The 10,948-nt window shown below is 66.3% G+C and carries 9 protein-coding genes; 4 read left to right on the top strand and 5 right to left on the bottom strand.

The features are described 5' to 3' along the window. Entirely contained in the window at positions 1–582 is a 582-nt protein-coding gene (locus tag AB4Z42_RS03890; RefSeq protein WP_442007774.1) for a diacylglycerol-binding protein, read from the top strand. Between the two features lie 9 nt (positions 583–591). Here AB4Z42_RS03890 and AB4Z42_RS03895 read toward each other — a convergent pair whose 3' ends face one another. The 4 genes from AB4Z42_RS03895 to AB4Z42_RS03910 all read right to left on the bottom strand — a co-directional run bounded on the left by AB4Z42_RS03895 (position 592) and on the right by AB4Z42_RS03910 (position 5,505). Beyond that, positions 592–2,043, bottom strand: a complete 1,452-nt coding sequence (locus AB4Z42_RS03895) for a DUF222 domain-containing protein (protein ID WP_442007775.1) — start codon at positions 2,041–2,043, stop codon at positions 592–594. Positions 2,044–2,119: 76 nt separating this feature from the next. Continuing rightward, complete coding sequence (locus tag AB4Z42_RS03900; protein ID WP_442007776.1) at positions 2,120–3,403, bottom strand: DEAD/DEAH box helicase; 1,284 nt, start codon at positions 3,401–3,403, stop codon at positions 2,120–2,122. 179 nt (positions 3,404–3,582) lie between these two features. After that, positions 3,583–4,623 carry an LLM class F420-dependent oxidoreductase gene (locus tag AB4Z42_RS03905; RefSeq protein ID WP_442007777.1) on the bottom strand — a complete coding sequence of 347 codons (1,041 nt, stop codon included), beginning with the start codon at positions 4,621–4,623 and terminating at the stop codon, positions 3,583–3,585. A 36-nt stretch (positions 4,624–4,659) separates the two neighbouring features. Next, the gene (locus tag AB4Z42_RS03910; protein WP_442007778.1) at positions 4,660–5,505 is read right to left on the bottom strand and encodes a dienelactone hydrolase family protein; all 846 of its coding nucleotides are present in this window, start codon (positions 5,503–5,505) and stop codon (positions 4,660–4,662) included. 55 nt (positions 5,506–5,560) lie between these two features. On the opposite strand from AB4Z42_RS03910, the gene glmS reads away from it, so the two are divergent. Beyond that, positions 5,561–7,429 carry a glutamine--fructose-6-phosphate transaminase (isomerizing) gene (glmS, locus tag AB4Z42_RS03915; RefSeq protein ID WP_442007779.1) on the top strand — a complete coding sequence of 623 codons (1,869 nt, stop codon included), beginning with the start codon at positions 5,561–5,563 and terminating at the stop codon, positions 7,427–7,429. Here the strand turns inward: glmS and AB4Z42_RS03920 are convergent. Beyond that, on the bottom strand, positions 7,416–8,042 hold the full coding sequence (locus tag AB4Z42_RS03920; RefSeq protein WP_442007780.1) for a rhomboid-like protein: 627 nt from the start codon (positions 8,040–8,042) through the stop codon (positions 7,416–7,418). The two genes, glmS and AB4Z42_RS03920, sit on opposite strands and share 14 nt — an antisense overlap. 77 nt (positions 8,043–8,119) lie before the next feature. On the opposite strand from AB4Z42_RS03920, the gene AB4Z42_RS03925 reads away from it, so the two are divergent. Together AB4Z42_RS03925 and AB4Z42_RS03930 are read left to right on the top strand one after the other, a co-directional pair. Next, complete coding sequence (locus tag AB4Z42_RS03925) at positions 8,120–9,541, top strand: NAD(P)H-hydrate dehydratase (protein WP_442007781.1); 1,422 nt, start codon at positions 8,120–8,122, stop codon at positions 9,539–9,541. Between the two features lie 14 nt (positions 9,542–9,555). Further along, complete coding sequence (locus tag AB4Z42_RS03930; protein WP_442007782.1) at positions 9,556–10,947, top strand: glutamate decarboxylase; 1,392 nt, start codon at positions 9,556–9,558, stop codon at positions 10,945–10,947. Position 10,948: the final 1 nt, after the last annotated feature.

Here is a 10,948-nt window from a genome sequence, read left to right on the forward strand (position 1 = left end):
GTGAAGCTGCGCGTACCCGAACTGCTGATCCTCTTCCTGCTGGGGGCGGCTGCGTCGCTCGTCGGCGACCACAGTCACGTCGTCACCGGCACCACGGAGTACTTCACGGACGCAGTGCCGTTCGTGTGGAGCAGCCCGATCTGGTTTCCCGCGATGGTCGGCGTCGCGACGGTGTCGTTGGCCGAATTGCGTCTGCATCTGCCCGCACCGCGGACCACTGTCGCCGCTCGACAGGGGCTCGCAGGCATCGCCGCGGTCATCGGCGCCTACGTCACCACCGCGCTGGTGCACAGTGCGCCGGCGGTGCCCGCCACCACCCTGATCGTCGCGATGGCCGCGATCACCTGGTGTGCACTCGGCGACAAGGCCTCGGTGGCGTGCGGCGTAATGGCGGCGATCATCGGGCCTGTCGTCGAGATCGTGCTCGTCAAAGTCGGAGTCTTCGCCTACAACGCCGACTGCGACCAACTATTTGGCGTCGGACCCTGGCTGGTCCCACTGTATTTCGCGTTCGGTGTCGTCGTTGCGATGCTCGGAGAGATCGCCGCAAAAGACCGGCAACCCGAACGCATCAGCGTGTAGCGCCTGTGACTAGAACGGCGGCGGATCGGAGCCGCTTGGTGGGTCGGGTGTGGTGGGTGGGTCCGAGTTGTTGTGTTGGCGTTCAGCTTTGATTCGTGCGTCGCGGTCAGCGGCGCGGGTGCGTTTGCGGCGGGGCATCATCAATCCCCGGTCGCTGTCGAACGCGGGTTGTGTGGGTGGGGGTGGGAGTTCCCCGGTGTTGGTGTCCCAGTCGGGGAAGTAACTTCGACACCCCGGATGGGTGGTGTAGGTGCGCGCGGTCGGCGATGTCCATATCGCGGTGCCATCGGGCCGCAGCGTGAATTCCCAGTCCCCGGCCCAAAAGGTTTTGAGGTGGTGATGTTTACGGCACAGACACGCCAAATTAGACGGATGCGTGGCCCCTAGCGGATAGGGGACCACATGATCGATATCGCAGAACTCCGCGGGCATCGTGCACGCCGGGAAACGACACGTCAGATCCCGGTTACGGACATGGCGGGCCATCGCCGTCGACGGCCGATACCCCGACACCGGCTCGCAGAGTTCCTCCGGTGCGGGCAGTGGCCGTAGTTTGGCGCCGTCACGCACCAGCGCAGCCAACAGCGGGGTGGGGATCGCCTCGGTACCCGACAGCACCGCGGTCCCGGCATCCTTGGTCGCGGGGGTTGTGGGGGCGGGCATTTGGCCGGTGAGGACATGGATGACCACGGAGGACTTCGGGGCGGGCTGACCCGTGCGGGCGGAGCACGTCGCGCTGGTGCAGGCACACGGCAGGTGGTGGTTGCCGTTGGCCAACGCGCCCAACGCATCAGCGCGGCGCTCACCTAGCGATCGGGGATCGTCTGCGCACACGGTGGCCGCCATCGCCGCGACTTTCTTGTTCAATACGGCGGCGTCGGGGGCCAGCAATTTGCCCCACACCGATGTCAGCCCTGCTTCGTCTTCGCGGTCTCCCGTCGTGAAATCCCGGGTACGTGCCGCGGCACCGCTGTCGATGCGGGCGTCGGCATCCCAGCGCAATACCAGGGCATCGAGTGCGGCGATCAGGGTGACTTCGGGCATCGGCCCCCACTGCCGGACCCGCTGGGCTATCGCGGCGTCTAGCTGCGCCCACACTGCGTCGTCGGTGATCAGCCGGGTGCGCCAGGTGATCGTCGAGACCACCCGCGCACTCAACAGTCCACGCCGGAACAACTCGCCCACCAGGGGGAGGTGATTGCGCAACGTCGCTGCGATGCGCATCTGTCCCGAGGCCTGGCGCTGGCTGATATTCATCGCCGCGGCAACCTCGGCGGCCGCGCAATCCCACCAATCACACGCCCACAACGCGCGCTCGTCGTCATCGAGCAGACGCCGCCGAGTCAGCTCCGCGATCGCCGCCAACCGACGCGCCCCCGCTGCGGCCTCAGCTCGCGCCGAGGACTCGACCGCCGCGACCACAGTTGCGTCATCAGCACTCGAGAACTCGCATTCGAACATACATTCGATTATGCCTCAGTCCACTGACACAGCGAACAAGTTATCCACAGGTCAGTTGACGTGGTTGTAGAACCACTTACACGTTGGACGGCCGCCTGCGACGGTTGTTCGAGTTCGGGCGGCGCCGACGGCCGCCCTGGGCGGGCTTCGCCGGTGCGGGACGGCTGGGCGCGACGGGCACGATCGGCTCACCGAAGGTGCGCTCGCCCGGCGCGATCTCGTGCAGCACCGGATGTGACGCACCGCGGAAGCGGGTGATCGTCGGCTTCACGCCGGCCTTGCGGGTCAGCTGTCGCACATCGGACACCTGCTCATCGAGCATCAGCGTCACGACCGTGCCGTCATTGCCGGCGCGCGCAGTCCTGCCGGACCGGTGCAGATATGCCTTGTGTTCGACGGGCGGATCCGCGTGTACGACCAGGGTCACATCGTCGACGTGGATGCCGCGCGCTGCGATATCCGTCGCCACGAGCACCCAAGCCGAACCGTCCGAGAACGCGGCCAGGTTGCGGGTGCGGGCGTTCTGCGACAAGTTGCCGTGCAATTCGACGGCAGGAACGCCACGTGAGTTCAGCTGACGGGCAAGGTTTTTGGCACCGTGCTTGGTCCGCGCGAAGACGATCTTGCGCCCAGGCGACGCGGCGAGGTCGGCAAGCACGCTGACGCGTGCGGCCTTCTCGACATGCAGCACATGGTGTTCCATCGCCGTGACCGGCGACTGTTCCGAGTCGACGCTGTGCACGACCGGATCCGTCAGATAGCGCTTGACGATAACGTCGACACCGCCATCGAGTGTGGCGGAGAACAACATTCGCTGTCCGTTGCGCGGCGTCTTGTCCAGAAGGCGCTTGACCGGAGGCAGGAACCCGAGGTCGGCCATGTGGTCGGCCTCGTCGAGGACGGTGATCTCGACCGCCGACAGATCGGCATGCCGGGACTTCACGTGGTCCTCGAGGCGGCCGGGGCAGGCGATGACGATGTCGACACCGGCGCGCAGCTTGTCGATCTGCGGTTGGTGGCCAACCCCGCCGAACACGACGACGGAGCGCAGGCCCGTCGCGGCGGCAAGCGGCGCGAGTGACGCCTCGATCTGGGCGACCAACTCGCGGGTCGGGGCGAGAATGAGCGCCCGCGGGCGGCCCGGAAGTCGTTTGGTGGAACTGTTTGTGAGTCGCGTCACCATCGGCAAAAGAAAGGCATAAGTCTTGCCGGATCCGGTGCGGCCGCGGCCGAGAACGTCGCGGCCCGCCAACGAATCAGGCAGCGTTGCGGCCTGGATGGGGAACGGGGTGTCGATGCCGTTACCGGCAAGGACGTCGACGACAGCCTGCGGCAGGCCGAGGTCGACGAAGGTGGACACGGTTGTGCCACCAGTGATTTGAACAGACAAGGTCAAAACTCCGAAAGTCTAAGAGTGGTCGTCCTGCCCGGCGCGGACGATTCCGCGGCGCTCGGTATGACGATCGAGAAACGGCATAAGGCAGAACAGACGATGCCGCTGTACACAGTCTACAGGTGGACCGGCGATTCCTTGAATCGCTACGGCAGCAGGGCCTGCACTTCGTCTACGAACGTCAACGTTTCGGCGCGGTCGCCCGAAAGCGGTTGCAGCAACAGTGTGGTGGCGCCGGCCTCGTTGAACGCTGCGAGCCGCTCTTTGACGAACCCGCGCGGGCCCACCAGCGATACGGAGCGCACCAGTTCGTCGGGCACCGCCTCGATCGCCTCGGCTTTCTTGCCGTCGAGGTAGAGATTCTGGATGTGGTCGGCCACCTCGCCGAACCCGTAGCGGGTGGCGAGCCTGTGATAGAAGTTCTGTCCGCGTGCACCCATACCGCCGAGGTAGAGGGCCAATTGTGGCTTCACCCAATTCAATCGGTCATCGATGTCATCGCCGATCGCCAGGGGTGCGCTGACCATGATGTCCAGCGGACCCAGGGAGGGGTCGCGCTTGGCGAACCCCGCGCGCAGCGAGTCGCCCCACACCTCGTCGGCCTTCTCCGGATAGAAGAACACCGGCTGCCAACCTTCGGCGATCTCCGCGGTGAGTTCGACATTCTTCGGTCCCAGCGCGGCGATCGTTATCGGAATCCGATCGCGGACAGGATGATTGATCAGCTGCAGCGGCTTACCAAGGCCGGTGCCCTGATCGGCGGGCAGTGGAATTTGGTAGTACTTGCCGTCGTAGGTCACCCGCTCACGACGCCACACCTGCCTGCAGATGTCGACGACCTCGCGCGTGCGGCCGAGCGGGGCGTCGAACGGCACGCCGTGGAAGCCCTCCATAACCTGCGGGCCGGATGTGCCGATACCCAACCGGAACCGGCCGTCGGACACGTAGTCGAGGCCTGCGGCAGTCATCGCCAGAAGAGTGGGCGTGCGGATGTAGATCGGGACGACGCCCGTACCGAGCTCGATCGTCGACGTTCTGGCCGCCAGGAAGCCCAGCTGGCTGATCGCGTCGTACGAATAGGCCTCGGCGACCAGGGCAATGTCGACACCGGCCTTCTCGAGCTCGACGACCTGGTCCACGGCGTCGAGGAAGCCACCCGCGTAGTTGAGGAAGATCCCGGTTCGCATCATCGAGTTATACACCCAACCGGTTGGTTGGCCCTCTCAGGGTTTCAATAACGCCACGACTTTGTTCTCGAGATCCACCGGATCATCGGAGAACGGATCGAGCGTCGGGGCCTTGGGCAGCGCTACCTCGGGGTCGGAGAAGTCGTGATAGGCCTTATCGCCCGCCAACGTGTGCAGGAAGAACCCCGTCATCAGCGCGCGCACGATCTTCTGCGTGCCGCGGTCGGCGCCAGGCAGCCCGACGACCTTTGCCAGTCGGCGGCCCTCGACGAGCCCACCGGCTTTCACCTTGCTGACAGCTCGAAGCGTTCCGGATTTCCAGACCCGGGCCAGTTCGACGGCGTTGGAGCGCAACGACATCGGGTCGCCGGGATCGGCCAGGATCAGGCCGGGCACCTGCAGCGACGCCGCAGGCTCCTCGGCGCGAGGCTTGGTGAGGGTGGGGAACGCGGACACCACGGCTTTCAACCTGCCGGGCATCCCCGCGGCCGTGAACACCGCGGCAGACCCGCCGAAACCGTGACCGGCCACCCCGAGCTTCGTGGGATGCACGCTGATCTTGCCGGGCCCCAACCGCACCCCGGCGATGATGTCGAGCGTCGTGCCCAGGTCGTAGGAGAAGTTGAGCACCGACGGCGCCAGGCCGGTCTCGGTGGCCGGCGCCGCGGCGACGATGCCCCAGGACGCCAGGTGTTCGAGCGTTCCGTAGTAACGATCGTCACTCGTGAGCCAATCGTGACCGAACGCCACCCCCGCGAGGTTCTTGCCCGACTCGGGGGTGAACACCACGCCGGGAAGTCCGGCAAATGCCAGGTCACCGCGCAAAACGCGGTGCGGACCGCGGCGCTTCAACTCGTTGAAGAGCTTGTTCGTTCGCGCCACCAGACGACCGTAGCGCAGCGGGCCGCCCGTCGCGCTTGCACTACCCTGAATGGCTATGTGCGGGATCGTCGGATACGTCGGGCAGCGCCCTGCCTGCGACGTTGTCGTCGACGCGCTGCGGCGGATGGAGTATCGCGGATACGACTCATCCGGTGTCGCCCTCCTCGACGGTAACGGCGGGTTGACGGTGCGCCGCCGGGCCGGCCGGCTGGCCAACCTGGAGGCCGCTCTGGCCGAATCGGATGCAGGCACGCTGGTGGGCAGTACGGGCCTCGGGCACACCCGCTGGGCGACCCACGGCAGGCCGACCGATCGCAATGCCCATCCGCACCGCGACGCCGCCGAGAAGATCGTGGTCGTCCACAACGGCATCATCGAGAACTACGCCGCCATGCGCGCCGAACTGGAAGCCGCGGGCGTCGAATTCACCAGCGACACCGACACCGAGGTCGCCGTCCACCTGGTCGCCCGCGAGTACCGCGACGGCGAGACGGCAGGAGACTTTCCCGCCTCTGTGCTGTCCGTGCTTCGCCGGCTGCAGGGCCACTTCACCCTCGTCTTCGCCAACGCCGACGATCCCGGCACGATCGTCGCCGCCCGGCGCTCCACCCCGTTGGTGCTCGGTGTCGGCGAGGGTGAGATGTTCGTCGGCTCGGATGTCGCCGCGTTCATCCAATACACCCGCAATGCCGTCGAGCTGGGTCAAGACCAGGCGGTCGTCGTGACCGCCGAGGGCTACCGCATCACCGACTTCAACGGCGACGACGATTCCGCGAATGCGCGGGAATTCCACATCGACTGGGACGTCTCGGCCGCCGAAAAGGGTGGCTACGAGTACTTCATGCTCAAGGAGATCGCCGAACAACCGGCTGCGGTCTCCGACACGCTGCTCGGCCATTTCGACGACGGCCGTGTGGTGCTCGACGAGCAGCGCCTGTCGGATCAGGAGCTCCGCGAGATCGACAAGGTGTTCATCGTCGCCTGCGGCACCGCATACCACTCCGGACTGTTGGCCAAGTATGCGATCGAGCATTGGACCCGGCTGCCTGTCGAGGTTGAGCTGGCCAGCGAATTCCGTTACCGCGACGCGGTTCTCGACCGCCACACGCTGGTGGTGGCAATCTCGCAGTCCGGCGAGACGGCAGACACGCTGGAGGCCGTCCGGCATGCCAAAGAGCAGAAGGCCAGAGTGCTGGCCATCTGCAACACCAACGGGTCGCAGATTCCGCGTGAGTGCGACGCCGTCCTCTATACCCGCGCCGGTCCGGAGATCGGGGTGGCGTCGACCAAGACGTTCCTCGCCCAGATCACCGCCAATTACCTTGTCGGACTGGCGCTTGCACAGGCTCGCGGCACGAAGTACCCCGAAGAGGTGGAACGGGAGTTTCGCGCTCTCGAGGCCATGCCCGACCTCGTCCAACGCGTACTCGACACCGTAGAGCCGGTATTCGAGCTGGCGCGACAATTCGCCCAGTCGCAAACGGTGTTGTTCCTCGGCCGCCATGTCGGCTATCCGGTTGCGCTCGAAGGTGCGCTCAAGCTCAAGGAATTGGCGTACATGCACGCCGAGGGCTTCGCCGCCGGCGAACTCAAGCACGGCCCGATCGCCTTGATCGAGGACGGCGTGCCGGTCATCGTGGTCATGCCGTCGCCGAAGAACTCCCCGACGCTGCACGCCAAGCTGCTCTCCAACATCCGGGAGATCCAGGCCCGCGGTGCGATCACCATCGTCATCGCCGAGGAGGGCGACGAGACCGTCCGGCCGCACGCAGATCACCTCTTCGAGATCCCCGCGGTGTCAACACTTTTCCAGCCGCTGTTGTCGACGATCCCGCTGCAGGTGTTCGCCGCCGGTGTCGCTCAGGCCCGCGGTTATGACGTCGACAAGCCGCGTAACCTGGCCAAGTCCGTCACCGTCGAATAGCCCAGGGCGGGTACGGCAGGTCCTCGCGATCAGGCGCCAGTGGGATGGCTGTCAGACCAACGACCAAAGCCGTGAGGTGCCCCACCTCAGTAAAGGTCGGCCGCAGCAGTGCATTGCCGGCTAACGTCGCAACCGCCCCGATCTGAATTCGAGATCGCCAGGGCGGCCTGACGTACCCCGTCAAAGTGCCCGCCACCCCGAAGACGAAGTAGCTCACCCCGACATCGCGGGCATTCACCAACCGCCGGGGAGCGCGCGCCCTCTTGATCGAATACTTCAGATAGCTCTGCCCGGCGTAGGTCGCAATGACGTGGGCAGCGATACCCACGAGAAGCCAACCCCACCAGCGCAACCGACGTTCGGCGGGGGCGACGACTCCGACGAAGACCGGCACGTACGGCCACCATCTGTGGTCGTCGAGCCAGAACAGGCTAGTCGTCAACACCCGCGAAGGTTCGGCGTCCAGACGGTTCAGGTTGGTCGAATGTCTGCGCTGGATGCGTCGCGATCGCCAGCGGCCGGCAGACCGCTGAATCCGGGTGGTGACGAACAGAACGAACAGCCACGCGAACGTGAGAGTGCCGCGCCGCTCGCCGTCAGGCCGGGATTCCACGCCCCCGACAGTATCCTCACGAGGAACTTTAGGCGTCCAGGGCCGCGGAAGGCCACCAGCACGTAACGTGGGCAGCGATGCGGCACTACTACACCGCCGAACAAATCCGCGAGGCGGAAGCGCCGCTGTTGGCGGACCTCCCCGACGGTGTACTGATGCGCCGTGCGGCCCACGGCCTGGCCACCGCGATCGCGCGTGAACTCACCCTGCTGACCGGTGGTGTCGCCGGACGCCGGATCTGCGCGGTCGTCGGCTCCGGGGACAACGGTGGGGATGCCCTGTGGGCGGCGACCTTCCTGCGCCGTCGGGGCGTGTCGGCCGCCGCGATACTGCTCAAGCCGGAACGCGCGCACGCCAAGGCGTTGGCGGCGTTCACCGCATCCGCCGGCCGGGTCGTCGAAAGCATCCCGGCAGCAACCGATCTGGTGGTCGACGGTGTCATCGGCATCTCCGGATCCGGGGCGTTGCGCCCCGATGCCGCCGAGGTGTTCGACGCCGTCGACGCGGCGGGGATTCCTGTGGTCGCGGTCGACATCCCCAGCGGTATCGACGTACACACGGGGGCCACCGACGGCCCACACGTGAACGCCTCGCTGACCGTGACCTTCGGTGGCCTCAAACCGGTTCACGCGCTCGGTGATTGCGGTCGCGTGGAGCTGGTCGACATCGGCCTCGACCTGCCGCGGTCCGACGTTTTCGAGTTCGAGACCGCCGACGTCGCCGCGCGATGGCCCATCCCAGGCCCGAAGGACGACAAGTACACCCAGGGCGTCACCGGCGTTCTGGCGGGTTCGGCCACCTATCCGGGGGCGGCCGTGTTGTGCACGGGCGCAGCCGTCGCCGCGACATCCGGGATGGTGCGCTACGCGGGAAGTGCCGCACAGCATGTGATCTCAGAGTGGCCGGAGGTCGTGGCCGCGCCGAGTGTCGCCGCTGCCGGACGAGTGCAGGCGTGGGTGGTCGGGCCCGGGTTGGGCACCGACGAGACGGGTGCGTCCGCGCTGTGGTTCGCGCTGGAGACCGACCTACCCGTGATCGTCGACGCCGACGGACTGACAATCCTTGCCGCCCATCCGGACCTCGTCACCAACCGCTCCGCACCGACGGTGCTGACGCCCCACGCCGGAGAATTCGAGAGGCTGGCCGGCTCGCCACCCGGTGACGACCGTGTCGGCGCCACCCGCAAGCTCGCCGACCGCCTCGGCGTCACCGTGTTGTTGAAGGGCAACATCACCGTCATCGCCGAGCCCGGCGGGCCGGTGTACCTAAACTCCGCTGGTCAATCATGGGCGGCCACAGCAGGTTCCGGCGACGTACTGTCCGGCGTCATCGGCGCACTTCTCGCTGCGGGGTTACCGCCGGGCCAGGCGGCTGCCGCGGCCGCGTACGTCCATGCCCGAGCCGCCAACCTATCCGCCTCCGACCCCGGGCCGCGCCCGGCACCGACATCGGCATCACGCATCCTCGCCCACATCCGGGCGGCCATCGCATCTCTATAACGAAAGGTCTTGCCATGTCGCGCAAGCACACTCACGCTCCGTTGATCTCCCCGGCGTACACCGGGCGGTTCGCGATGGCACCCGTTCCCGCGCTGCGGATGCCCGACGAATGCATGGACGCCGCCGTCGCCTATCGCTTCATTCACGACGAATTGATGCTGGACGGCAGCAGCCGGCTGAACTTGGCGACCTTCGTAACTACGTGGATGGACCCCGAGGCCGAGAAACTGATGGCCGAGACTTTCGACAAGAACATGATCGACAAGGACGAATACCCGGCGACCGCGGCGATCGAGCAGCGATGCGTGTGCATGGTGGCCGACCTGTTCCACGCCGAAGACCTGCGCGACGACGACCCGGCCAGCGCGATCGGCGTCTCCACCGTCGGGTCCAGCGAGGCCGTGATGCTCGCCGGTCTGGCGATGAGCTGGCGGTGGCGCGCGAAGGTCGGCGACGGAAAGGACGGCTGGCGCACCCGGAAGCCGAATCTGGTGATGGGCTCCAACGTCCAGGTGGTCTGGGAGAAGTTCTGTCGCTACTTCGATGTCGAGCCCATCTACCTCCCGATGGAGGAGGGGCGCTACGTCATCACGCCTGAGCAGGTGCTGTCCGCGGTCAACGAGGACACCATCGGTGTGGTCGCCATCCTCGGCACCACCTACACCGGCGAACTCGAACCCATCGCCGATATCTGCGCCGCATTGGACAAGTTGGCGACCGACGGCGGTGTCGACGTTCCCGTGCACGTCGACGCGGCCAGCGGCGGCTTCGTCGTGCCGTTCCTGCACCCGGACGTGGTGTGGGACTTCCGGCTACCCCGGGTGGTGTCGATCAACGTCAGCGGCCACAAGTACGGCCTGACGTACCCGGGCATCGGCTTCGTGGTGTGGCGAAGCGCCGAGTACCTGCCCGAGGAGCTCGTCTTCCGGGTCAACTACCTGGGCGGTGACATGCCCACGTTCACGCTGAACTTCTCGAAGGGCGGCAACCAGGTCATCGGCCAGTACTACAACTTCCTGCGGCTCGGCAGAGCCGGCTACGCCCAGGTGATGTCATCTCTGTCGACTACGGCGCGCTGGCTCGGCGATCAGCTCAGAGAGAGCCAACACTTCGAGATCATCTCCGACGGCTCGGCCATCCCCGTGGTCAGCTTCCGGCTGTCCGGTGATCCCGGTTACACCGAGTTCGACGTCTCCCACGCCCTGCGCTCATTCGGCTGGCAGGTGCCCGCGTACACGATGCCGGACAACGCCAGCGACGTCGTCGTGTTACGCATTGTGGTCCGGGAGGGTTTCTCCGCTGACCTGGCCAGGATGCTGCGCGACGACATGATTACCGTGCTCGCCCACCTGGACGCGCTGAAGCCACAGGGCCACTTCGACGAGCTGCAGCCGTTCGCGCACTGAC

This window comes from Mycobacterium sp. 2YAF39 (genome assembly GCF_052114565.1).
GTDB lineage: Bacteria > Actinomycetota > Actinomycetes > Mycobacteriales > Mycobacteriaceae > Mycobacterium.

Excerpts from the sequence above, each read along its gene's own strand:
- glmS (WP_442007779.1), top strand. The coding sequence starts at position 5,561 with ATGTGCGGGATCGTCGGATACGTCGGGCAGCGCCCTGCCTGCGACGTT.
- AB4Z42_RS03905 (WP_442007777.1), bottom strand. The coding sequence starts at position 4,623 with ATGCGAACCGGGATCTTCCTCAACTACGCGGGTGGCTTCCTCGACGCC.
- AB4Z42_RS03925 (WP_442007781.1), top strand. The coding sequence starts at position 8,120 with ATGCGGCACTACTACACCGCCGAACAAATCCGCGAGGCGGAAGCGCCG.
- AB4Z42_RS03930 (WP_442007782.1), top strand. The coding sequence starts at position 9,556 with ATGTCGCGCAAGCACACTCACGCTCCGTTGATCTCCCCGGCGTACACC.
- AB4Z42_RS03895 (WP_442007775.1), bottom strand. The coding sequence starts at position 2,043 with ATGTTCGAATGCGAGTTCTCGAGTGCTGATGACGCAACTGTGGTCGCG.